This is a genomic window from Pseudomonas sp. FeS53a (assembly GCF_000931385.1).
GTDB lineage: Bacteria > Pseudomonadota > Gammaproteobacteria > Pseudomonadales > Pseudomonadaceae > Metapseudomonas > Metapseudomonas otitidis.
Window position 1 is genome coordinate 309,337 of the sequence record NZ_JYFT01000056.1, and the last position, 23,411, is coordinate 332,747.

Consider the following 23,411-nt stretch of genomic DNA (forward strand, 5'->3'; position numbering starts at 1 on the left):
TTTTCGTCATGAAAGTGACGGAATTCACACAACCGCTGGGCGGTTATAGCGGCTTCGTCAGGCTTTTGTCGCGCGCACGCCCAGGGCGGGCCAGATCGCCAGCAGGAAAAGCAGCGTTACCAGCCAAAAGGTCTGCTGGAAGGCCCAGGCATTGGCCGCGTGATCACCGCCGCCTGACAGGTGCCGCCACTCGAGGAAGAAGGTCACCAGGTTGACCCCGAATGCGCCGCCCAGCTGGCGCACGAAGGTGATGGCGCCGGCGCCCTGGGCCAGTTCCTCGGCACTCAGCACGTCCAGCGAGCCGGTGCTCAGGGCCGGCAGCAGCAGGCCCAGGCCGAGACGGCCGACGCAGGCCCAGAAGCACAGCACTAGGAAGCTCGCCCCCTCCCCCACCAGCCCCAGGCCGAAGCAGGACAGGGCGAACACCATCAGGCCGCCCACCAGCAACGCGGCGGCCGACAGCCGATCACTCAGCCAGCCACCGGCGAACGACGCCAGCCCCAGCACCACCCCGGTGGGCAACAGGAGCAGCCCGGCACGCCCGGCGCTGTAGCCATCGACGGTCTGCAGGTAGAGCGGGATCAGGTAGGTGGAGCCGTACAGCCCGAGGCCCAATGCCAGGGCCACCCAGCTGGCCTTGCGGAACGCGACATGACGCCACAGGCGCATCGGCAACAGCGGCCGGGTCGACACCCGGCTGCGCCAGGCAAATCCGCCGACTGCGGTGATCCCCAGCAGCCCGGGTACCCAGCACGACGGTGCCAGCCAGCCGAAGCGCTGGGCTTCGGCCAGGGCGCCGAGCAGGGCGAACAGCGCCACACAAAGGAAGCCGAAGGCCAGCAGGTCCACGCCCGGCGTCTGCCGGTTGCGGTCGCTGGGCATCAGCCATTGCGCGCCGACCAGCGCCGCCACGCACATGGGCAGCGGCAGCCAGAACACCGCCTGCCAGCCGAAGTGATCAATCAAGTAGCCACCGATGGTGGGGCCGAGGGTCGGCGCCACCATCACCCCCAGGCCGTAGCTGCCCAGGGCCATGCCGCGCCCGCCATCGGCGAACACGCGGAAGATCAGCACCATCGCCAGGGGCTGGATGACCCCGGCACAGGCGCCCTGGACAATGCGCAGTGCGATGAGTTGCCAGGCCGCCTGGGCCAGCAACGCGAGCAGCGAGGCGAGGATGAACAGCCCGATGCCGAGCTGGACGGTACGCCGCGCGCCCAGCCGGGCCTGGGCCCAGGCCGAGAGCAGGAGCCCTGCGGTCATCGCAGCGAGAAAGCCCGTGGCCAGCCACTGGGCCATGGGCCGACCGATGGCGAACTCCGTCATCAGGGTCGGCAAGGCCACGTTGATGCTGGTGGAGGCGAGGATCATCGCCATGCTGCCCACCATCAGCAGCGCCAGCAGCCAGTGGGGATAGCGGGAACCGTAGCGGGTGTGCAGGGCCTCGAGGTCCTGCGACATCAGCGCCGTTCCAGGTTGGCCAGGATCTTCGCGTGCACCTGCTGGCAACGACGCAGCTCGTCCTCGTCGATGCCGGTGAAGACCTCACGGCGCAGCTGGCTGGAGATCGACTCGATCTTCTCGATCAGCGGCCTGGCCTTGGGGCAGAGGGTGATCTTCTTCGCCCGGCGGTCCTCGGCCACGGCCAGGCGCTGGACCAGCTCCTGGGCTTCGAGGCTATCGAGCAGGCGCGCCAGCGTCGGGCCTTCGACGCCGACGCTCTTGGCCAGCTCGCGCTGGGTGGGAAGTTCTTCGAAGCGGGCCAGGTGCAACAGCACCAGCCAGCGAGCCTGGGAAAGGCCTAGGTCGACCAGACGACGGTCCATCTCCGCTCGCCAGGCCCGCGACATCTGCGCAAGCTGCATGGCGAAGCGGTGTTGATCGGTGTGGGACATGAAACGGACTCTGACAGCCAAAACTAATAATTAGCGAGCTAACCATAGGCGGCGATCCGGAGCAAGCCGCAGACTGTAACTACCACTTCACATATTGATCTTCGACAAAGCCCCACAACCCCTCCACCGGGATCGCCAGACGGCCGTGGGGGCGGAGAACGCCGTCGAAACGGCCGAAGATCTGCTTGAAGTTGCTGGCCAGGAATCCGGCGTTGAGGCGTTCCTTGTGCAGCCCCTCGCCACGGAAGCGCAGGTCCACCTGCCCGTCATGGGAGGTGATGTGCCAGGGCTCCAGCGGCTGCTGGCGATCGAAGGCGAAGCGCACGGTGTCGACCTTGACCAGCTCGCCGTCCAGCCAGAAGCAGTTCTCGGTGAAGCTGGTCTCGTTGACCCCGCAAGACAAGTTCAGGCCGAGGCGAATCCCCGCCGCCTCGCCGGACAGGCAGGCCCAGTTCCACACCGTTTCCGGGCGCATGTAGCCGGCCGACCAGTCGTGGTGGGCGTAGGCCCCCAGCGTGCCGAGGTCGAACTGCCCCAGCGCGCTCTCGATCCGCCCCTGGCAGGGCACACCGGCCACCTTGCGTGCGTAGACCCAGCCGTCCGCCCCGGCGGGGGTACACAACCCCATGGGCTGGAAGTCCTGCTCGGCGAACAGCGCGTCGATACGGGTGCCGTCGTCCAGTTCCACGCGCAGACGCTTTTCCCGGCGCTCGGCCTGGTTCTCCAGTCGCAGCAGGTTGCGGCCGACGCGCAGCTCGCAGGTGCCGCTGTCGGGTGACTGGGAGAAGCGCGTGCCCCAGCCCAGCGGCAGCTTGAACTGGCGTTCGATCATGCGCCCACTGGCCGGGTGGAACAGGTAGACGAAGCCAACCCCGAGCAGGCTCAGGTTGGCCAGCGCGCAGCCGCCGATCAGCTCGTTGCTGATGATCCCGAAGTACTGGAACTGGTGGAAACGCCGCCACTTGGCCAACGCGCCACGGCGACGCCCCATGGGCGAGCGGAAGTCGAAATCCCGGTAGTTGATGAGGGTCGGGGTGGTGTCGAACTGGCCGTAGCGGGGCTGGCCGTCCGGGCCGATCAGCATGTCCATGGGTCGGGCTCTCCGGTTCAGGGGCGAGGGATGCTAGCACCGCCCTCCCGGCGGCACAGTCACCCATGGCGCCAGCCGGAGCGACCATCTACGCCAGTCTCACGCCACCACCTGGTTGCGGCCGAACGCCTTGGCCTGGTACAGCGCCCGGTCGGCATGTTCGTAGAGGGCGTAGAGGTGGGCGATGGGGCTGTCGGCCTCGGGCGCCAGGCAGGCCAGGCCGATGGACAGGGTCAGCACCGCGCCGGTGCTGGAGCCCTCGTGGGGCACCGCCAGGGCCTGCACCGCAGCGCGGATGCGCTCGGCATGCTGGCGCGCCTCCTCTTCCGGGGTGCCGTAGAGCAGCACGGCGAACTCCTCGCCCCCCAGGCGCACCGCCATGTCCAGGGGGCGCCGCGCCGCATCCTCCAACACCCCGGCCACCCGCTGCAGCGCCACGTCACCGCGCTGGTGGCCATAGAGGTCGTTGTAGGCCTTGAAGTGGTCCACGTCGCACAGCAGCAGCGCCAGCGGCCTCGATTCCCGCTGTGCCTGCCGCCAGACCCGCTCCAGCTGCCGGTTGAAGCTGCGGCGGTTGTGCAGGCCGGTGAGGCTGTCGTGGTCGGCCAGCACCCGCATCAGCCGGCTCACCAGGAAATGCTCGCGGGACTTGTACTCCACCAGGTAGCCGCCCACCGCCCCCAGCAGGTTGCCGCAGACCAGGAACAGCAGGTTGTTCGCCAGCCGCGCCGGCGGCAGGCCCGCCCACAGCTCCAGCGCCACATAAACCGAGAGCACCAGCACCGCCACCAGCAGCGCCTCCCCCAGGCGCAGGCCCACCACGAAGTAGGCCGCCATGCACACCAGCAGCAAGCCTTCATAGGGAAACGACGGATCGACCCGATGGGCGATGGCCACCACCGCTGCCGCCCCCAGCCCCAGCGCGGCGACGCACGCCTGGCTGAGGGGCGCCAGCAGGTGCACGTGACGCCGTTGCAGCACCAGGCCGCCACAGATCACCAGCAGCACCAGCACCACCACCCGCACCGCCAGCATCCACCAGCGCTCCGCCGTGCTCACCAGCTGGAAATCCAGCACAGCGAAGGCCAGCCACATGGGCAGCGACAGCAGCAGCACGATGCGCTTGAGGTCGAAGGACTGTTCCAGGAAGAACTGCCGGTACTCGTACTCCAGGGGACGCACGAAACGCAGCTTGCGGAAGCCGACGGCGAGCTGGTCGGCATAGGGATTCGGACGCACATCGTCCAGCCAGGCATGGGGTGTGGTCACGGCCACCTCTTGTTATGGGGCCGGGACCTACTGCTGCGCCCGGCCATGCAGCGTCGGCGCGCTCCGGGCATCCACCTCACATGAATGACGAAGACTGCGCGCGCCTCGAAGGCTGCGCGCACGCCACGTTGCACATTAGTAGCCGGCGGGATGGCCTACAAGTGAGCGCCTGGCGTCAGGCCTCGAACTCCGCCTGCAGAGCCGCACGCACGCAATACAGCACGCCTTCCGGCACCCGGCCGCCCAGCAGCTGGGCCACTTCGGCCACCGGCGGCAGCTCGCCCTCGCCGTCGAGGAAGGCGTCCTGCACCTCGCCGAGGGTGTCCTCGGGCAGGTCGAGCGCCTGCTCCAGGCTGAGCTGTTGCGCGGCGATGGCTTCGGCCAGCAGCGCATAGACGTTCTTCTCGGTGCATTGCAGCTGGCGGGCGATCTGCGCCGGGGTCATGCCGGCACGGGCCAGGCTGACCAGCTCGTGGCGCAGGTCCGCCACGGCGCGGGGCGCCTCGGCTTCGGCGCCATTGAGCACCTCGAGGAAGGCCTGGCCGTAGCGCTCCAGCTTGCGTGCGCCCACGCCGCTGACCCGCGCCATGTCCGACAGGCTCGACGGCCGGCTGCGCAGCATCTCCAGCAGGGTCGCGTCGGGGAAGATGACGTAGGGCGGCACGCTGTGCTCCTCCGCCAGCTTGCGGCGCAGCGTACGCAGCGCCTCCCACTGCTCGCGCTCGTCGGCACGCACCAGCTGGCTGGCCGCACTGGCGGCCGGCTTGGGCGCCTTGGTGGACAGGTCGCGGCGCAGCTGCAGGGTCACCTCGCCGCGCAGCAGCGGCCGGCACGCCTCGCTCAGGCGCAGCCCGCCGAAGCCTTCGAGGTCGATGTCGGCCAGACCACGTGCCACCAGCTGGCGGAACAGCGTGCGCCACTCCGTCTCGGAAAAGGCCTTGCCCACGCCGAACACCGACAGGTGCTGGTGGCCCGCGGCGCGCACCTTCTCGTTGTCGCGCCCGAGGAGGATGTCCACCAGGTGCCCGACGCCGTAGCGCTGGCCACTGCGGTAGACCGCCGACAGAGCCTGGCGGGCCGGTTCGGTGGCGTCCCAGGTCTGCACCCCATCGACGCAGATGTCGCAGTGCCCACAGGGCTGCGGCAGCTCCTCGTCGAAGTAGGCCAGCAGCGCCTGACGGCGGCAGCGGGTCTCCTCGCAGAGCGCCAGCATCGCCTCCAGCTTGTGCTGCTCGATGCGCTTGTGCCGCTCGTCGCCCTCGGAGTTATTGAGCATCTGCTTGAGGAAGATCACGTCCTGCAGCCCATAGGCCATCCAGGCGTCCGCCGGCAGGCCGTCACGCCCGGCGCGGCCGGTCTCCTGGTAGTACGCCTCCAGGGATTTCGGCAGGTCCATGTGGGCCACGAAGCGCACGTTGGGCTTGTCGATGCCCATGCCGAAGGCAATGGTCGCCACCATGATCAGCCCCTCCTCGTTGAGGAAGCGCCGCTGGTGGTAGGCCCGCAGCTCGTTCTCCAGGCCCGCGTGGTAGGGCAGCGCCGGGAAGCCCTGCTCGGACAGGAAGGCCGCCACCTCCTCCACCTTCTTGCGCGACAGGCAGTAGACGATGCCGGCATCGCCCTTGCGCTCGGCGAGGAAGCCCAGCAACTGCTTGCGCGGATTGTCCTTGGGCACGATGCGGTAAAAGATGTTCGGCCGGTCGAAGCTCGACAGGAAGCGCTCCGCCTCCTGCAGGTGCAGGCGCTGAACGATCTCCTCGCGGGTGCGGCGGTCAGCGGTGGCGGTCAGCGCGATGCGCGGCACGCCGGGGAACAGCTCGGCCAATTGGCCCAGTTGCAGGTATTCGGGACGGAAGTCGTGGCCCCACTGGGACACGCAGTGGGCTTCGTCGATGGCGAACAGGGCGATGTCCAGGCGCTCCAGGAACGCCAGCATGCGCGGCTGCACCAGCCGTTCGGGGGCCAGGTAGAGCAGCTTGATCTCGCCCCGGCGGATGCGGTCGGCGATCTCCCGCTGCTCGTCCGCGCCGAGGGTGGAGTTCAGCGCCACCGCCGCCACGCCCAGCTCCTCCAGGGTCGCCACCTGGTCGTCCATCAGCGCGATCAGCGGCGAAACCACCACCGCCAGGCCCTCGCGCATCAGCGCCGGCACCTGGTAGCAGAGGGACTTGCCGCCCCCGGTGGGCATCAGCACCAGGGCATCGCCGCCACGGGCCACGCGCTCGATGATGGCGGCCTGGTTGCCGCGGAAGGCGTCGTAGCCGAATACGTCTTTGAGGATGCGCAGCGCGTGGTCGAGCATGGGGGTCTCCGAAACAAGCCGCGCATTATACGTCAGCCCGCCCGTCGCGATGCCCTCACCCATCGCCGCGGCTTTTGCCGCCTGCGGCGCACTGGACTAGAATCCACGCTCATTTATCCCCTCAAGGTAGTCCCCCCGATGTCCTTCGCTGAGCAACTGTCCCGCCTGCAAGCCTTTCTCGATGCCGACGACCTGCACGAGGAAGCCCTGGACTACGTGGCAGCCCACGGCTACCTGACGGCCCTGAACATCTCCCCCGAGCCGGTGCCGGACCGCGAGTGGATCGACGCCCTGTTCGCCGAGCCGCCGCACTACCGCGACGCCGCCGAGCACGAAGCCATCGAAGAAGCCCTCCTCCAGCTCAAGGCCCACATCGCCCGCCAACTGGCCAGCGACGAAGACCTCGAACTGCCCTGCGACCTGGACCTGGGCGACGAGCCCGACGACTCCGACCTGCGCGGCTGGTGCATCGGCTTCATGGAAGGCGTGTTCCTGCGTGAAGCCGCCTGGTTCGAACACGCCGAAGAGGAAGTCAGCGAACTGCTGCTGCCGATCATGGTGGGCTCGGGCCTGTTCGACGAGCAGCCGGAATTCGCCGACATCGCCGCCGATCGCAACCTGGTCGACGAAATGATCGAGCAGATCCCCGAACTGCTGACCGCCCTGTTCCTGCTCTGCCACGCCCCCGAAGAAAAGCCCGCCCTGCTCAAGCCGCGCCACTGAGTCACGCGATGGCCCACGGCGACATCCCCCGCGCCCGCAGCGCAGCGGTCCGCTATGGACTGCTGTGCATCGGCTGGCTGAGCGTCGCCCTGGGGGTCATCGGCATCTTCCTGCCGGTGCTGCCCACCACCCCCTTCCTGTTGCTGGCGGCGGCCTGCTTCGTGCGCAGCTCCGAGCGCTTCTACCACTGGCTGGTGGACCACCCCCACCTGGGCCCGTGGATCCGTGACTACCTCGAAGGCAACGGCATCCCCCTGCGCGGCAAGGTCTACGCCCTGGTGCTGATGTGGGCGAGCATCCTGTTCTCCTGCTACCTGGTGCCGCGCCCCTGGGCACAGGGCTTCATGCTCACCAGCGCGGTGCTGGTCAGCGTCTACATCCTTCGGCAGAAGACCCTGCACCGCGACTGACGCGGCCCCGACGCCCTCCCGAACTTTCCGACCGCCCTGCAAGGCAAAAGGCCAGGTGCCTGCCTAGACTGCATGAACCCAAGGGGCGGAGACCCTGACGATGCAGCTAGGGCACCACCAGCACTCCCGCACAGCCGGACCGCGCATGGCGTGGCTGCTGCTGGTCGCCTGCGCCCTGCTCAGCCTGCTCGCCCTGGCCGACTGGGACTTCGAGGTGATCCTCAAGAACGCCGAGAAGCGCTACGGCAACCTCGGCCCGGCGCGCCAGCGCATCCTCGACTGGAGCGACCTGATCCAGCGCAGCGGCGAGCTGCCGGAGAAGGACAAGCTCACCGCCGTCAACCGCTTCTTCAACGCCAAGCTGCGTTTCGTCGACGACCAGCGCAACTGGGGCCAGAACGACTACTGGGCCACCCCCATCGAGGCCCTGGTCAAAGGCGCCGGCGACTGCGAGGACTACTCCATCGCCAAGTACTTCACCCTGCGCCGCCTCGGCATTCCCGCCGAGAAGCTGCGCATCACCTACGTCAAGGCGCTGAACTACAACCAGGCGCACATGGTGCTCACCTTCTACGCCACCCCCACGGCGGACCCGCTGGTCCTGGACAACCTGATCAGCGACATCCGCCCCGCCTCCCAGCGCAAGGACCTGCTGCCGGTCTACGCCTTCAACGCCGAGGGGCTCTACACCGGGGGCAAGCGCAGTGGTGACAGCAAGAAGCTCTCGCGCTGGCAGGACATCCTGCAGAAGATGCGCGCCGAAGGCTTCCCGATCGGAGAGGGATAGACGATGTCGTTACTCAAGCAGCTGTTTCTGGCGATCTGCCTGTTCCTGGTGGTGGCCTTCACCGGGAGCTTCCTGGCCGGCGTGGAAAGCTCCCGCGAGCAGCTGCGCAGCCAGCTGCGCTCCCACGCCCAGGACGCCGCCACCGCCCTGGCGCTGTCCATGACGCCCCACGTGGACGACCCGGCCATGCTGGAGCTGATGGTCAGTTCCATCTTCGACAGCGGCTACTTCGCTCGCATCCGCGTGGTGCGCATCAGCGACGGCGAGGTGCAGGTGGAGCGCCAGACCGACACCGTCACCGGCACCGTCCCGCAGTGGTTCGCCCGCATCGTCGACCTCCGTCCCCAGGGCGGCGATGCGCTGATCATGCGCGGCTGGGAGCAGGCCGCGCGGGTCGAGGTGGTCAGCCACCCGCAGTTCGCCCTGGCCAAGCTGTGGGACAGCGCCCTGGGCATGCTCGCCTGGCTGCTGGTGTGCGGGCTGGTCAGCGCCGTGCTCGGCGGCTTCCTCCTGCGCACCCAGTTGCGCCCGCTGGACAACATGGTCCAGCAGGCCCAGGCCATCAGCCGCCGCGAATTCCTCACCCTGCCCCGCGTACCGCGCACCCCCGAGCTCAAGCGCGTGGTGCTGGCCATGAACCAGATGGTCGACAAGCTCAAGACCCTGTTCGCCGAAGAGGCCGCCCGCAGCGAAAAGCTTCGCGAAGAGGCCTACCAGGACACCCTCACCGGCTTGGCCAACCGCCGCCAGTTCGACGCCCGCCTGGCCAACCAGCTCGACCCGTCCGAGCAGAACGCCGACGGCTACCTGGTGCTGCTGCGGGTCAACGACCTCGGCGGGCTCAACCAGCGCCTGGGCGGCCAGCGCACCGACGCGCTGATCCGCGATGTCGGCGAAGTGCTCGGCCATGCCCTGGCCGAAAGCGGCACGCCCGACTGGTTCGCCTCGCGCAACCGCGGTGGCGAGTTCACCCTGCTGGCCCCCGGCCTTGAAGGCGACGGCGCCGACCGCCTCGCCACCGTGCTCAGCGCCGCCCTGGAGAACCTGCGCGCCACCGGCGCCAGCGACTGCACTCCGGTCGCCCACCTGGGCATCGCCGCCTTCCGCCCCGGGGAGAACCCGGCCGACGTCCTCGCCCGTGCCGACCAGGCCCTGGCCCAGGCCCAGAGCAACCCCTCGCGCCACTGGGAGCGCCTCGACGACTTCCAGGCCAACGCCGGCCAGGGCCTGCACGACTGGCGCGGCTGGATCGACCAGGCCCTCAACGAAGGCAAGCTGCAGCTCTACTTCCAACCCGTGGTGGAGTGCGCCGACACCGGTCGCCTGCTGCACCACAAGGTGCTCGCGCGCCTGCTCGACCCCCAGGGCGAAGCCGTCGCCGCCGGCCGCTTCCTGCCCTGGATCGAGCGCCTGGGCTGGGCCACCCGCTTCGACCTGGCGATGCTCGAGCACACCCTCGACCACCTCGATCTGCACCCCGCCCCGCTGGCCCTGAGCCTTTCCGCCGCCACCCTGCGCGATGCCGCCACCCAGGACCGCCTGCTGGCCGTGCTCAAGGCCCACCCGCAGCACAGCACCCTGATGACCCTGGAGGTGGACGAACGCCACCTGCCCCCGCCCGCCGAGCTGGAAGCCTTCAGCCAGCGGGTGCGCGACGCCGGCTTCAACATCGGCCTGCAGCACTTCGGCGGGCGCTTCAGCCTGATCGGCAACCTCACCCACCTCGGCCTCGCCTACCTGAAAGTGGACGGCGCCTACATCCGCCACCTGGACGTGGAGCAGGACAAGCGGGTGTTCATCGAAGCCGTGTACCGCGCCACCAACAGCATCGACCTGCCGCTGATCGCCGAGATGGTGGAGAGCGCCGGCGAACTGGAGGCGCTCAAGGCCCTCGGCATCCTCGGCGCCATGGGCCGCCTGGTGGGTGCGCCAGCGCCCTGGAAGGACTGATCCCGCCCCGGGGCACCGCCAGCACCCACCGGGTTTTCTGACGGTGTCCCCATTGCGCCCCGGTGACGGGGCGCCTCGTTCATGCCCTGACGCCCTCCCCTTCGCCGCGCTTTTTCCTTGCTCCATGCCGGCATCGATAATATGTTAACGAAAAACAAGAACAGGAGACGGCCATGGCCTTTCCGACTCGCACCCTTGCCGCGTTCGACACCTTCAGCCAGTCCCTGCGCGCGGTCTGCGGCAATTTCGAGACCCGCCCATCCACCCAGCACAACCAGTTCATCGGCGACATCCACGCGCATTGCATCGGCCCGCTGGAAACGGCGCACATCCGCACCAACGCCGGGCTGATCGCCCGGGAACGGGTGGGCGTGGACGGCGAGGACGACCGCCACTGCTTCCTGATCTTCCAGCGCAGCGGGCGCCAGTGCATCCGCCAGCGCGGGTTGGAACTGGAGCTGCACGCCGGGGACTTCGCCCTGGTGGATTCCGCCCTGCCCTTCGAGATCCGCCCCCAGGGCCTGATCGAAAACGTCTCGGTGCACCTGGCCCGGCAGCGGGTCATGGAGCACTTCCAGGGCCAGCAGCCCTTCGGCCGCCTGGCCCGCAACAGCCTGTCGAGCCGGATGATCCGCGCGCTGGTGGGCTCCATCGGCGACAGCGCCGGCACCCTCGACCCCAGCGCCGACGGCCAGGCCCTGCAGGACGCCCTGCTGGCGCTGCTGGTGCCGGCCCTGGCCGAACGTGTCGAGGCGCTGCCCGAGCACACCGGCGATCTCTACGGCGTGGCGCTGCAACTGATCGGCGAATCCCTGCAGGACGCCGAACTGTCCCCCGCCCTGCTCGCCGAGCGCCTGCACATCTCGGTGCGGCGGCTGTACCGGCTGTTCGAAGACCAGGGCGAGAGCGTCTGCCGCTACATCCAGCGCGCGCGCCTGGACAAGGTCGCCCAGGACCTCAGCGCCCAGGTGCTGCGCCACGAGTCCATCACCCAAATCGCCTTCAAATGGGGCTTCTTCGACGCCGCCCACTTCAGCCGCGCCTTCAAGCGCCAGTTCGAGCTGTCGCCCCGGGACTACCGCGCACGGGCCCATTGCGCCTGACCCTCCGCCCCGGCCTGGCAAGGAATGCCAAGAAAGAATGGCAGCCAGGGTCAAGCGACCGGCCGGGGCCAACCCTCTAATACCCCCAGGCACCCGTGCCGCTGCCACCCTGTGGTCCGCCGCGAGCGGGCCCCCATAACAAGAAACCCTGAGTCGGAGTACCACGACCGTGAAGACCCTTCCGCTGCTGATAGGGCTGCCCCTTCTGCTTTCCAGCCTGCCGGGCGTCGCCGCCGATGCCACCGGCCCCGCCCGTGTCGACGCCCAGCGCCTGGTCCAGGCCGACCGCGAGCCGGGCAACTGGATGAGCCACGGCCGCACCTACGACGAACAGCGCTTCAGCCCGCTGGACCAGGTCAACGCCGGCAACGTCGGCCAGCTCGGCCTGGCCTGGACCACCAAGCTGGAGCTGGACTTCGGCGTCGAAGCCACCCCCATCGTGGTCGACGGCGTGATGTACACCACCAGCGCCTTCAGCGTGGTCTACGCCCTCGACGCCACCAGCGGCGCCGTGCTGTGGAAGTACGACCCCCAGGTCCCGCCGGAGAACCTCGGCCAGGGCTGCTGCGGTCCGGTCAACCGGGGCGTGGCGGTGTGGAACGGCAAGGTCTACGTCGGCAACTTCGACGGCCGGCTGATCGCCCTCGACGCCGCCACCGGCAAGCCGGTGTGGAGCGTCGACACCATCCTCGACCGCAGCAAGAGCTACTCCATCACCGGCGCCCCGCGCATCGTCAAGGGCAAGGTACTGATCGGCAACGGCGGCGCCGAGTTCGGCGTGCGCGGCTACGTCACCGCCTACGACGCCGAGACCGGCCAGGAGGCCTGGCGCTTCTACACCGTCCCCGGCGACCCCAAGCTACCCCCCGAGAACAAGGCCATGGCCATGGCGCTGAAGACCTGGGACGGCGACGGCTGGGTCAAGTGGGGCGGCGGCGGCACCGTGTGGGACTCCATGGCCTACGACCCCGAGCTGGACCTGCTCTACATCGGCACCGGCAACGGCTCGCCGTGGAACTACCAGTTCCGCAGCAACGGCAAGGGCGACAACCTGTTCGTCTCCTCCATCGTTGCCCTGCGCCCGGACAGCGGCGAGTACGTCTGGCACTACCAGGTCACCCCCCAGGACCGCTGGGACTACACCGCCACCCAGCACATGATCCTCGCCGACCTGAAGATCGACGGGCAGCTGCGCAAGGTGCTGATGCAGGCGCCGAAGAACGGCTTCTTCTATGTGCTCGACCGCACCAACGGCAAGCTGCTCTCTGCCCGCAACTACGTCCCGGTGAACTGGGCCAGCGGCATCGACCTCGCCACCGGCCGGCCCATCCTCACCGGCGCCGCCGACTACGCCAAGGAGCCCAAGGTGGTGCAGCCCAGCTTCCTCGGCGGGCACAACTGGCACCCCATGTCCTTCAACCCCGTCACCGGCTACGTCTACATCCCCGCCCAGCACACCCTGGCCGAGCTGAAGGCGGCCAAGGAGCCGATGTTCCTGCCCAACAAATCGGTGGTGAACTTCGGCCTCGACGTGCCCAGCCTGCCGGAAGACCCCAAGGTGCTGGAGCAGATCCGCAACGCCTGGACCGGCGAACTGATCGCCTGGGACCCGGTGCGCCAGGCCCCGGCCTGGTCCCACCCCTACGCCGGCGCAGGTAACGGCGGCACCCTCAGCACCGCCGGCAACCTGGTGTTCCAGGGCACCGCCGATGGCCGCGTGGTGGCCTACAGCGCCGACAAGGGCGACACCCTCTGGGAGCACCGCGCCAACTCCGGCGTCATGGCCGGCCCGGTCACCTACAGCGTCAACGGCGAGCAGTACGTCGCCTTCTCCGTGGGCTGGGGCGGCATCATCCCGCGCCTCACCGGCCCGCTGACCAACAAGGGCAAGGTGCGCGCCGAAGCCCGGGTCATCGCCTTCAAGCTGGGTGCCAAGGGCGAACTGCCACCGCCGCGCGAAGCCCCGGTGTTCCCCAACGCCGACCTGCCGCTGAACGCCACGCCCGCGCAACTGGCCCAGGCCCGCGACCTGTTCAACGGCCTGTGCGCCGGCTGCCACGGCCTCAACGCCATCAGCGGCGGCGAAGTCCCGGACCTGCGCTACCTCACCGCCGACAAGCACGCCGCCTTCCCCGCCTACCTCAGCGGCGCGCTGATGCGGCGCGGCATGCCCAACTTCTCCGACATCCTCAAGCCCGAGGACATGGAGCTGATCCGCCAGTACCTGGTCAAGCGCACCCATGACCTCCAGGCCGAGCTGAAACAGGCCGACGCCCCCCACTGACACCACCGCTGTTCCCAGGCGACGCCCACCCGGGCGCCGTCCGGGCGCAGCCATGCCCGAAAAACAACAAGAGAGCCCCGCCATGCCCACACGCCACGCCCTTACCCTCGCCACCGGCCTGCTGCTGGCCGCCCCCTTCGCCCAGGCCGACGTCAAGCCCGATGCCGGCGACTACACCGCCCTGCCCAAGGGCACCGACGTGGTGGTGCTCTACCAGCAGAACCCACGGGGCGACGAGGTCTACTCCGGCGGCCACAAGGTGGCCGACAACCTCGACCTGGACATGACCGTCGGCGTGCTCAGGCTGATCCACTTCACCGACTTCTTCGGCACCGGCTACACCTGGGACCCGCAGATCGTCATCCCCTTCGGCACCCAGGAGGTGGGCGCCAGCGACACCCGCACCTCGGGCCTCGGCGACATCACCTTCGGCGGCACCCTGTGGACCATTGGCGACCTGGCGCGCAACGAGCACCTGGGCTGGTCGGTGTTCGTCACCGCCCCCACCGGCAGCGACAAGAACGACGGCTTCGCCCTCAGCAACAACCGCTGGGCGGTGGACTTCCAGGTCGGCTACATCAAGGGCCTCACCGAGCGCATCAGCTGGGACGTCATCGCCGAAACCGAGTTCTACGGCGACCAGCGCAGCACCGATGCCAGGAAGGACCCGCTGATCCAGCTGCACAACCACCTACGCTACAACTTCACCCCCGAAACCTACGCCGCCCTCACCTACCGGCATAACTGGGGCGGCCGCGAAACCCTCGACGGCCAGACCCTGGCCACCAGCCGCGACAACGGCACCGTGGGCGTCTCCCTGGCCACCATGGTCAACAAGCAGCTGCAGCTGATGGGCCAGGTGATGCACGACACCCAGGTGCGCGAGGGCGTGAAGATCGACAACTCCCTGCAATTCCGCCTCGCCTACTTCTATTGACCCCCACCGCCTCCTACCAAAGGCCCAGGGCCCGTGCCGTGCATCCCCCGGCACGGGCCCCTATGATCGGCACAGCCCGAGCCCGACATAAGACCGACACGCCATGAAGCCCGCCGCCCTGACCCTGTCCCTGCTCGCCGCCTCCAGCCCGCTGCTGGCCGAGGAAGTCGCCGAACTGGACCCGCTGGAGATCACCGCCTCGCGCACCCGCACCGACTGGCTCACGGCCCCGGTCGCCGTCAGCGCCGTGGAGACCGCCAACCGCCCCGGTGAACAGGGCCTGACCCTCGACACCCAGCTCGCCCAGGTGCCCGGCACCTACGTGCAGAGCCGCTACAACTTCGCCCAGGGCATGCGCATCGCCATCCGAGGCTTCGGCGCCCGCTCCAGCTTCGGCGTGCGCGGCGTGCGGGTGCTGGTGGACGGCGTGCCGCTGACCATGCCCGACGGCCAGACCGAAATGGACGGCGTCGACACCGCCCTGGTGGAAAGCCTCGAAGTGATCCGCGGCCCGGCCGCCAGCAGCTACGGCAACGCCGCCGGCGGCGTGCTGGCCATCCGCACCCGCGAACCGGGGGAAACGCCCTTCAGCCAACTGGATGTCAGCGCCGGCGGCCTCGGCTACCACCGCGTGCGCGCCGAGACCAGCGGCAGCGTCGACAACCTCGGCGGCCTGCTGGCCTTCAACAGCACCCAGCTGGACGGCTACCGCGACCACGGCCGCGCCGAAGCCAACAGCTTCACCGGCAAGCTCGCCTGGCAGGCCGAGGCCGGCCGCCTCGGGCTCAGCCTCAGCGCCCTGGACAACCGCTCCGAAGACCCCGGCGCCCTGACCCGCGCCGAAGTCCGCGCCGACCGCAGCCAGGCGCGGGCCCAGAGCCTGCGCTTCAACTCCGACGAACGCATCCGCCAGCAGCGCCTGGCGCTGACCTGGGAAGGCCAGGCCGCCGGCGACGACAGCTACCTGCTGCGCAGCTGGGTCGGCAGCCGCCAGTTCGGCAACCGCCTGCCCCTGCAGAACAACGGCCAGACCCGCTACGACCGCCTGTTCAGCGGCCTTGGCGCCCAGTACACCCACCACGCCGAGTGGTTCGGCCTGCCCCAGCGGCTCACCGGCGGCCTCGACCTGGAAGCCCAGCGCGACGACCGCGACCGCCACAACAACCTCGACGGCCGTACCGGCGCCCTGACCCTGGAGCAACGGGAACAGGCCCGCAGCCAGGGCCTGTTCCTGGAGGACGCGATCCAGCTCGGCGAGCGCTGGCAGGCCACCCTCGGGCTGCGCCGCGACAGCGTGAAACTGGAGGTGGACGACCGCTTCCTCAGCAACGGCGACGACTCCAGCGCCCGCACCTACAGCGACTGGAACCGCAGCCTGGGCCTGAGCTACCGGCTGGACGCGCACCACGTGCTCTACGCGCGCTACGCCACCTCCTTCGAAACGCCCACCGCCAACGAACTGGCCAACCCGGCCGGCGGCGGCTTCAACCCCGCACTCGGCCCGGCCCAGGCCACCAACCGCGAAGTGGGCCTGAAAGGCGAATGGAACGACCTGCGCTACGAAGCGGCGCTCTACCGCATCGACCTGGACGACGAACTGGTGCCCTACGGCAGCGGCATCACCTACTACGCCAACGCCGGCAAGTCCCGCCGCGACGGCGTGGAACTGAGCCTGGACTGGCGCCTCGACCCGCACTGGCGCCTGGCCGCCTCGTACAGCTACAACGACTACCGCTTCATCGAGTTCAAGAGCGGCAACGCCGACTACGGCCACAACGCCATCCCCGGCATCCCGCGCCAGTCGCTGTTCGCCGAAGTGGCCTACGAATGGGACGGCGGCTACGCCCGCCTCAACTGCGTCACCCAGGACCGGCTCTACGCCGAGAACGCTAACAACGTGCGGGTCGGCGGCTACACCCTGGTCAACGCCCGCCTCGGCACCCGCCTGGAATGGAACGGCCAGGCGCTGGAGCCCTACCTGGGCATCGACAACCTGTTCGGCCGGGACTACTACGACAACATCCGCATCAACGACGGCAACGCCCGTTACTTCGAGCCCGGCCCCGGCCGCGTTATCTATGCCGGCGCCAGCCTGAGCTTCTGAAGGGCGTTACTCCGGCACCTCGACGCTGACGTGGATGGCGTCGTGGCGCCAGAACTCCAGGTCGCAGTCGATCAACCGACCGTGCTGGTCGCGGTTGATGCGGGTGATCTTCAGCGCCGGGCTGCCGGCGGTCACCTTCAGGTGGGTGGCGGCCTCCGGATGCAGCGCGGTGGGCACCATGTCGAAGCGCACCCGCCCGTAGCGGATGGCGTACTCGCTGGCATACAGCTCGGTGAGCGAGCGGGTCAGGTCGAACTCGATGATGCCGGGGAAGTACGCCGGGTTCAGGTAATGCTCCACGTACAGCACCAGCCGCCCATCCACCCGCCGGGCCCGGCGGATCTGGTAGACGCTGGACAGTGCCGGCAACTCCAGCAGCTCGCAGATCTCCACGCTGGCCGGGATCAGCCGCGCCCCCAGCACCTCCGTCCCCGGCACCCGCCCCTGCTCGGCCACCATCGCGTGGAAGTGGCTGCGCACCAGCGGGTTGTAGGCCAGCCGCGGCGGCGAAACGAACCAGCCACGACGCTCCTCGCGGTAGATCAGCCCCTGGGCCTCCAGTTGCCCCAGCGCCTCGCGCAGGGTGATGCGGGTGGTGTCGAACAGCTCGCTGAGCCGGCGCTCGGCCGGCAGCTTGCCACCCAGGGGCAGCAGGCCGTGCTCGATCTGCGCCTGCAGTGCATGGCAGATGGCGGTTACGGTACGGGGCGCCTCATCGCGCATCGAAAGACTCCAGTCTGGAATAGACCAGCACCATAAAAGTGCGGTGCCGGCGGGGTCGTCGCCATCCTAGGCAGCCTGCATGACCGTTCCGTGACACCACCCCGCGCCTGCATGGCCCATGCCAGGAGCATAGCCCCAGCCCACGCGCCATCCACCTTGTAGCCATGGTCTACGCTTGCTCTCGCCGCGACCGCAGGCGAGGTCGCGGTGTGCCGTGAAATAAAACCGTCATCCAGGGCCATTAGATTGGCCTGGGTCTTGCTGATCTAGACCAACAACACAACCCCGCTAAGGAGCTTCATATGAAACGCCTGCTGCTGGCTTCACTGATTGGAACGACCCTGGCCATGAGCAACCTGGCCATGGCTGACGACGCTGCCCTGAAGACCCTCGAAGAAGCCGCCCGCAAGGAAGGCGCCGTGAACAGCGTGGGCATGCCCGACAGCTGGGCCAACTGGAAGGACACCTGGGTCGACCTGGAGAAGAAGTACGGCCTCAAGCACATGGACACCGACATGAGCTCGGCGCAGGAAATCGCCAAGTTCGCCGCCGAGAAGGACAACGCCACCGCCGACATCGGTGACGTCGGCGCCGCCTTCGGCCCCATCGCCAAGGAGCAGGGTGTTACCCAACCCTACAAGCCCAGCACCTGGGAGCAGGTCCCCGCCTGGGCCAAGGATGCCGACGGCCACTGGGCCCTCGCCTACACCGGCTCCATCGCCTTCATCGTCAACAAGCAGCTGGTCAAGGAAGTGCCCAAGTCCTGGGCGGACCTGAAGAAGGGCAAGTACAAGGTCGCCATCGGTGACGTCAGCGCCGCCGCCCAGGCGGTGAACGGCGTGCTGGCCGCCGCTATCGCCAACGGCGGTGACGAGAAGAACATCCAGCCGGGCCTGGAATTCTTCGCCGAGATCGCCAAGCAGAAGCGCCTGTCGCTGTCCAACCCGACCATCCAGACCCTGGAGAAGGGCGAGGTGGAAGTGGGCATCGTCTGGGACTTCAACGGCCTCTCCTACCGTGACCAGATCGACCCCAGCCGCTTCGAGGTGCTGATCCCCTCCGACGGCTCGGTGATCTCCGGCTACACCACCATCATCAACAAGTACGCCAAGAACCCGAACGCCGCGAAGCTGGCCCGCGAGTACATCTTCAGCGACGCCGGCCAGATCAACCTGGCCAAGGGCAACGCCCGCCCGATCCGCGCCGAGCACCTGACCCTGCCGGCCGAGGTGCAGGCCAAGCTGCTGCCCAACGAGCAGTACGCCAAGGTCCAGCCGATCAAGGATGCCAAGGCCTGGGAAGCCACCTCGAAGGCCCTGCCGCAGCAATGGCAGGAGCAGGTCATCATCGAGATGGAATAAGCCCGGTCGCCCGCCCCGGTGCGCCACGCGCGCCGGGGCGAGCCCCCGCTTGAGGCAGTCAGAATGAAGAGAAAAGCCGTCCTCGTCCTGCTCGACGGGCTGAACCACCCGGTGGCCAGCCACGCCATGGGCCACCTGCTCGCCTGGTGCGCCGCCGACCGTGCCGCGCTGTACCGCCTGGATTGCGAGCTGCCGGCGCTGTCGCGCCCGCTCTACGAATGCATCCTCACCGGCGTGCCGCCCATCGACAGCGGCATCGTCCACAACGACGTCTCGCGGCTGTCCCGCGAGCGCAGCCTGTTCCACATCGCCCGCGACGCCGGGCTCAGCACCGCGGCCGCGGCCTACCACTGGTTCAGCGAGCTGTACAACCGCTCGCCCTTCGACCCGGCCCGCGACCGCCACACCGAGGCCCCCGAGCTGCCCATCCAGTACGGGCACTTCTACTGGGCCGACCACTACCCCGACGCGCACCTGTTCGCCGACGCCGAGCACCTGCGCCTGCGCCACAGCCCCGACGTGCTGCTGGTGCACCCGATGAACATCGACGACGCCGGCCACAAGCACGGCCTGGACAGCGCCCAGTACCGCAACGCCGCGCGCATGGCCGACGTCATCCTCGCCGAGTACCTGCAGCGCTGGGTGGATGCCGGCTACCAGGTGATGGTCACCGCCGACCACGGCATGAACGCCGACCGCTCCCACAACGGCACCCTCCCGGAGGAACGCGAAGTGCCGCTGTTCGTCATCGGCGACGCCTTCAGCCTCGACCCGACCGCCCGCCCGCTGCAGACCGAACTCTGCGGCACCCTCTGCGAACTGCTGGGCATCCCCCACTACAAACCCTTCTGCCGGGAGCTGTTGAAGTGAATTCAGCCAACCGCGGCAAATGGCTGGCCCTCCTGTGCCTGCTACCCTTCGCCGTCTTCTTCGTGGTCTTCCAGATCGCCCCGCTGGCCTGGGTGGCCATCAACAGCCTGAACAGCCCCGAAGGCTGGGGCCTGGGCAACTACGCCAAGGTGTTCAGCTCCAAGTTCTACCTGCAGGCCATCAGGCACAGCCTGGAGATCGCCTTCTGGTCGAGCCTGTTCGGCATCGTCATCGCCGTGCTCGGCAGCTACTCGCTGCGCCAGGTGGACAGCCGCCTGCGTGACTTCGTCATGGCCTTCTCCAACATGACCAGCAACTTCGCCGGGGTGCCGCTGGCGTTCGCCTTCATCATCCTGCTGGGCTTCAACGGCGCGCTGACCCTGCTGCTCAAGCAGAGCGGGCTGATCGAGGACTTCAACCTCTACTCCAAGACCGGCCTGATCGTGCTCTACACCTACTTCCAGATTCCCCTGGGGGTGCTGCTGCTCTACCCCGCCTTCGACGCCCTGCGCCAGGACTGGCGCGAGTCGGCGGCGCTGCTGGGCGCCGGCACCTGGCACTTCTGGCGCTACATCGGCCTGCCGGTGCTGACCCCGGCGCTACTGGGCACCTTCATCATCCTGCTGGCCAACGCCCTGGGCGCCTACGCCACGGTGTACGCGCTGACTACCGGCAACTTCAACGTGCTGCCGATCCGCATCGCCGCCATGGTGGCCGGCGACATCGCCCTCAACCCGACCCTGGCCAGCGCCCTGGCCATGGTGCTGGTGGGGCTGATGGCGCTGATCACCGTCGTCCACCAGTGGCTGTTGAAGAGGAGCTACCATGTCGCGCGCTGAAACCCGGGCCGCCGGCCTGTACCACCGCCTGGTGGTCTGGGTGCTGTTCCTGATCCTGCTGCTGCCGCTGGCCGGCACCCTGCTCTATTCGCTGTCCACCAGCTGGTCGGCGACCATCCTGCCGGACGGGCTGACCTTCAAGTGGTACCTGGCGCTGTGGAGCGACGCCCGCTTCCTCGCCGCCTTCGGCCAGTCGCTGCTGGTGTGCTTCGGTGCCCTGGCGCTGTCGGTGGTGCTGATCCTGCCGCTGCTGTTCGTGGTGCACTACCACTTCCCGAAGCTGGACGCGCTGATGAACATCCTCATCCTGCTGCCCTTCGCGGTGCCGCCGGTGGTGTCCTCGGTGGGCCTGCTGCAGCTCTACGGCTCCGGCCCGCTGGCGATGATCGGCACGCCGTGGATCCTCATCGGCTGCTACTTCACCGTGGCCCTGCCGTTCATGTACCGGGCCATCACCAACAACCTCCAGGCGATCAACCTGCGCGACCTGATGGACGCCGCCCACCTGCTCGGCGCCAGCACCTGGAAGGCCGCCTTCCTGGTGGTGCTGCCGAACCTGCGCAAGGGCCTGATGGTGTCGCTGTTCCTGTCGTTCTCCTTCCTCTTCGGCGAGTTCGTCTTCGCCAACCTGCTGGTGGGCACCCGCTACGAGACCCTGCAGGTGTACCTGAACAACATGCGCAACAGCAGTGGCCACTTCAACAGCGCCCTGGTGATCTCCTACTTCCTCTTCGTGCTGCTGGGCACCTGGGCAGCCAACCGTCTGAACAAGGACAAGGCATGAGCTTTCTCTCCATCCGCGGCCTGCACAAACGCTACGGCCAGACCACCATCTTCACCGACATCGATTGCGAGATCGGCAAGGGCGAGTTCGTCACCCTCCTCGGCCCCTCGGGCTGCGGCAAGTCGACCCTGCTGCGCTGCATCGCCGGCCTCACCGAGGTGGATGGCGGGCAGATCCTGCTGGACGGCCAGGACCTGGTGCCGCTGTCACCGCAGAAGCGCGGCATCGGCATGGTGTTCCAGAGCTACGCCCTGTTCCCCAACATGACCGCTGCGCAGAACGTCGCCTTCGGCCTGCGCATGCAGAAGGTCGGCAAGGACGACAGCGCCCGCCGCGTGCAGGAAGCCCTGGCCATGGTGGAGCTGGACCAGCACGCCGAGCGCTACCCCCACCAGCTTTCCGGCGGCCAGTGCCAGCGCGTGGCCCTGGCCCGCTCCCTGGTGACCCGCCCGCGCCTGCTGCTGCTGGACGAGCCGCTCTCGGCCCTCGACGCACGCATCCGCAAGCACCTGCGCGAGCAGATCCGCAGCATCCAGCAGGACCTGGGGCTGACCACCATCTTCGTCACCCACGACCAGGAAGAGGCGCTGACCCTGTCCGACCGCATCTTCCTGATGAACGCCGGGCGCATCGTCCAGAGCGGCGATGCCGAAACCCTCTACACCGCCCCGGTGGACGCCTTCGCCGCCGGCTTCATCGGCAACTACAACCTGCTGGAGGCCGAAGCCGCCAGCCGCCTGCTGCAACGGCCGGTCAGCGCCCGCGTGGCGATCCGCCCGGAGGCCATCGCCCTGGGCGAAGGCGGCATCGAGGCCGAAGTGCGCAGCCACAGCCTGCTGGGCAACGTCATCCGCTACCGGGTCCAGGCCCAGGGCGTGGAACTGCTGGTGGACGTGCTCAACCGCTCCGCCGACGACCTGCACCCGGTGGGCCGGCGTATCGGCCTGCGCATCGACGCGGACGCTGTCCGGGAGGTGGCGTGATGACCCTGGCGATCTTCGACCTCGACGACACCCTGATCGACGGCGACTGCGCCAGCCTGTGGAGCGCGCACATGGCCGACCTTGGCTGGGTCGACCGCGACTCGTTCCTGGCCAGGGACCACGAGCTGATGACCCTCTACGCCGAGGGCAAGCTGGCCATGGAGGACTACATGGCCTTCAGCCTCTCGCCCCTGGTGGGCCGCACCGCCGAGGAAGTCGCCTCGGTGGTGGAACCCTTTGTCGAAGACGTGATCGAGCCGATCATCCACAGCGACGCCATGCGCTGCCTGGCCGGGCACCGCCAGGCCGGCGACCGGCTGCTGATCATCTCCGCCTCGGCGCACTTCCTGGTGAGCGCCATCGGCGAGCGGCTGGGGGTGGAGGAAGTCCTGGCCATCGACCTGGCCGAAGAACACGGCCACTACAGCGGCAAGACCCGGGGCGTGCTGACCTACCGCGACGGCAAGGTGACCCGCCTGAACGCCTGGCTGGCCGAACACGGCGAGCGCCTGGACGGTGCCTACTTCTATTCCGACTCGCGCAACGACCTGCCGCTGCTGGGCATGGTGGACAACCCCCGCGTGGTCAACCCCGATCCGGTGCTGCGCGCCCACGCCGAGCAGGCCGGCTGGCCGATCCTGGCCTGGCGCTGAGGCCGCTCAGGCCAGCAGCGCCACCGACTTGATCTGCGCCCAGACCGCCTGGCCCGGGTGCAGCCCGAGCTGGTCGTGGGAGTAGCGGGTGATGCGCGCCAGCAACGGCGTGCCTTCCACATCCAGGCGCACCAGCACGTGGGCGGCGTTGTCCGCCGGGATGCTGTCGCGCACCGTGGCCGGCAGCAGGTTGAGGATGCTGCTGTCCGCCTGCCGCTGCAGGCTCAGGCTGACGTCACGCGCGCGCACCGTGAAGCGCACCCGCCGCCCCGCMTCGGCGGGCGCATGGGCCACCCGCACGCTGAGGCCGCTATCCGGCAGGCCGAGGGTCAGCAGCTGGTAAG

At 68.6% G+C, this 23,411-nt stretch carries 21 protein-coding genes; 14 read left to right on the forward strand and 7 right to left on the reverse strand.

From position 1 onward, the window contains the following. Positions 1 to 57: 57 nt before the first annotated feature. From SZ55_RS17265 to recQ, 5 genes are all read right to left on the reverse strand, one after another. Positions 58 to 1,461, reverse strand: coding sequence for a DHA2 family efflux MFS transporter permease subunit (locus SZ55_RS17265; protein WP_044408829.1), 1,404 nt, complete (start codon positions 1,459 to 1,461; stop codon positions 58 to 60). Further along, the gene (locus SZ55_RS17270) at positions 1,461 to 1,895 is read right to left on the reverse strand and encodes a MarR family transcriptional regulator (protein ID WP_044408832.1); all 435 of its coding nucleotides are present in this window, start codon (positions 1,893 to 1,895) and stop codon (positions 1,461 to 1,463) included. The genes SZ55_RS17265 and SZ55_RS17270 overlap by 1 nt, the downstream gene beginning before the upstream one ends. Positions 1,896 to 1,974: 79 nt before the next feature. Next, positions 1,975 to 2,985, reverse strand: a complete 1,011-nt coding sequence (locus SZ55_RS17275; RefSeq protein WP_044408835.1) for a DUF2804 domain-containing protein — start codon at positions 2,983 to 2,985, stop codon at positions 1,975 to 1,977. A gap of 99 nt (positions 2,986 to 3,084) precedes the next feature. Continuing rightward, entirely contained in the window at positions 3,085 to 4,254 is a 1,170-nt protein-coding gene (locus SZ55_RS17280; protein WP_044408838.1) for a GGDEF domain-containing protein, read from the reverse strand. A gap of 175 nt (positions 4,255 to 4,429) precedes the next feature. Then, positions 4,430 to 6,556 carry a DNA helicase RecQ gene (gene recQ / locus SZ55_RS17285; protein ID WP_044408841.1) on the reverse strand — a complete coding sequence of 709 codons (2,127 nt, stop codon included), beginning with the start codon at positions 6,554 to 6,556 and terminating at the stop codon, positions 4,430 to 4,432. A 138-nt stretch (positions 6,557 to 6,694) separates the two neighbouring features. Between recQ and SZ55_RS17290 the strand changes: the two genes are divergently transcribed. From SZ55_RS17290 to SZ55_RS17325, 8 genes are all read left to right on the forward strand, one after another. After that, the gene (locus SZ55_RS17290; protein ID WP_044408844.1) at positions 6,695 to 7,279 is read left to right on the forward strand and encodes a UPF0149 family protein; all 585 of its coding nucleotides are present in this window, start codon (positions 6,695 to 6,697) and stop codon (positions 7,277 to 7,279) included. A gap of 8 nt (positions 7,280 to 7,287) precedes the next feature. Next, positions 7,288 to 7,689 carry a YbaN family protein gene (locus SZ55_RS17295; RefSeq protein WP_044408847.1) on the forward strand — a complete coding sequence of 134 codons (402 nt, stop codon included), beginning with the start codon at positions 7,288 to 7,290 and terminating at the stop codon, positions 7,687 to 7,689. A gap of 145 nt (positions 7,690 to 7,834) precedes the next feature. After that, the gene (lapG, locus tag SZ55_RS17300) at positions 7,835 to 8,476 is read left to right on the forward strand and encodes a cysteine protease LapG (RefSeq protein ID WP_044408850.1); all 642 of its coding nucleotides are present in this window, start codon (positions 7,835 to 7,837) and stop codon (positions 8,474 to 8,476) included. Positions 8,477 to 8,479: 3 nt separating this feature from the next. Further along, positions 8,480 to 10,426, forward strand: a complete 1,947-nt coding sequence (gene lapD / locus SZ55_RS17305) for a cyclic di-GMP receptor LapD (protein WP_044408853.1) — start codon at positions 8,480 to 8,482, stop codon at positions 10,424 to 10,426. A gap of 173 nt (positions 10,427 to 10,599) precedes the next feature. Next, entirely contained in the window at positions 10,600 to 11,529 is a 930-nt protein-coding gene (feaR, locus tag SZ55_RS17310; RefSeq protein WP_044408855.1) for a transcriptional regulator FeaR, read from the forward strand. 169 nt (positions 11,530 to 11,698) lie between these two features. Then, positions 11,699 to 13,813 (forward strand): PQQ-dependent dehydrogenase, methanol/ethanol family, encoded by a 2,115-nt coding sequence (locus SZ55_RS17315; RefSeq protein ID WP_044408858.1) that lies wholly within the window; start codon positions 11,699 to 11,701, stop codon positions 13,811 to 13,813. A gap of 82 nt (positions 13,814 to 13,895) precedes the next feature. Next, complete coding sequence (locus tag SZ55_RS17320) at positions 13,896 to 14,750, forward strand: transporter (protein ID WP_044408861.1); 855 nt, start codon at positions 13,896 to 13,898, stop codon at positions 14,748 to 14,750. 103 nt (positions 14,751 to 14,853) lie between these two features. Further along, positions 14,854 to 16,854: a TonB-dependent receptor family protein gene (locus SZ55_RS17325; protein ID WP_044408864.1), complete on the forward strand. Its 2,001-nt coding sequence runs from the start codon at positions 14,854 to 14,856 to the stop codon at positions 16,852 to 16,854. A 6-nt stretch (positions 16,855 to 16,860) separates the two neighbouring features. On the opposite strand, the gene SZ55_RS17330 is transcribed toward SZ55_RS17325, so the two are convergent. Continuing rightward, positions 16,861 to 17,577 (reverse strand): UTRA domain-containing protein, encoded by a 717-nt coding sequence (locus tag SZ55_RS17330; RefSeq protein WP_044408867.1) that lies wholly within the window; start codon positions 17,575 to 17,577, stop codon positions 16,861 to 16,863. A gap of 302 nt (positions 17,578 to 17,879) precedes the next feature. On the opposite strand from SZ55_RS17330, the gene SZ55_RS17335 reads away from it, so the two are divergent. The 6 genes from SZ55_RS17335 (at position 17,880) to SZ55_RS17360 (ending at position 23,067) form a co-directional block, all read left to right on the forward strand. Continuing rightward, on the forward strand, positions 17,880 to 18,938 hold the full coding sequence (locus SZ55_RS17335; RefSeq protein ID WP_044408870.1) for an ABC transporter substrate-binding protein: 1,059 nt from the start codon (positions 17,880 to 17,882) through the stop codon (positions 18,936 to 18,938). Between the two features lie 63 nt (positions 18,939 to 19,001). Beyond that, positions 19,002 to 19,808: an alkaline phosphatase family protein gene (locus SZ55_RS17340; RefSeq protein WP_044408873.1), complete on the forward strand. Its 807-nt coding sequence runs from the start codon at positions 19,002 to 19,004 to the stop codon at positions 19,806 to 19,808. Continuing rightward, entirely contained in the window at positions 19,805 to 20,647 is an 843-nt protein-coding gene (locus tag SZ55_RS17345; protein WP_044408876.1) for an ABC transporter permease, read from the forward strand. The genes SZ55_RS17340 and SZ55_RS17345 overlap by 4 nt, the downstream gene beginning before the upstream one ends. Further along, positions 20,634 to 21,431, forward strand: a complete 798-nt coding sequence (locus tag SZ55_RS17350; protein WP_044408879.1) for an ABC transporter permease — start codon at positions 20,634 to 20,636, stop codon at positions 21,429 to 21,431. The genes SZ55_RS17345 and SZ55_RS17350 overlap by 14 nt, the downstream gene beginning before the upstream one ends. After that, on the forward strand, positions 21,428 to 22,414 hold the full coding sequence (locus SZ55_RS17355; RefSeq protein ID WP_044408881.1) for an ABC transporter ATP-binding protein: 987 nt from the start codon (positions 21,428 to 21,430) through the stop codon (positions 22,412 to 22,414). Before SZ55_RS17350 ends, SZ55_RS17355 begins: the two co-directional genes overlap by 4 nt. After that, entirely contained in the window at positions 22,414 to 23,067 is a 654-nt protein-coding gene (locus tag SZ55_RS17360; RefSeq protein WP_044408884.1) for an HAD family hydrolase, read from the forward strand. The genes SZ55_RS17355 and SZ55_RS17360 overlap by 1 nt, the downstream gene beginning before the upstream one ends. Before the next feature lie 6 nt (positions 23,068 to 23,073). Here SZ55_RS17360 and SZ55_RS17365 read toward each other — a convergent pair. Further along, positions 23,074 to 23,411, reverse strand: a 338-nt coding sequence (locus SZ55_RS17365; RefSeq protein ID WP_044408887.1) for a TOBE domain-containing protein, incomplete at its 5' end; no start/stop codon positions are given.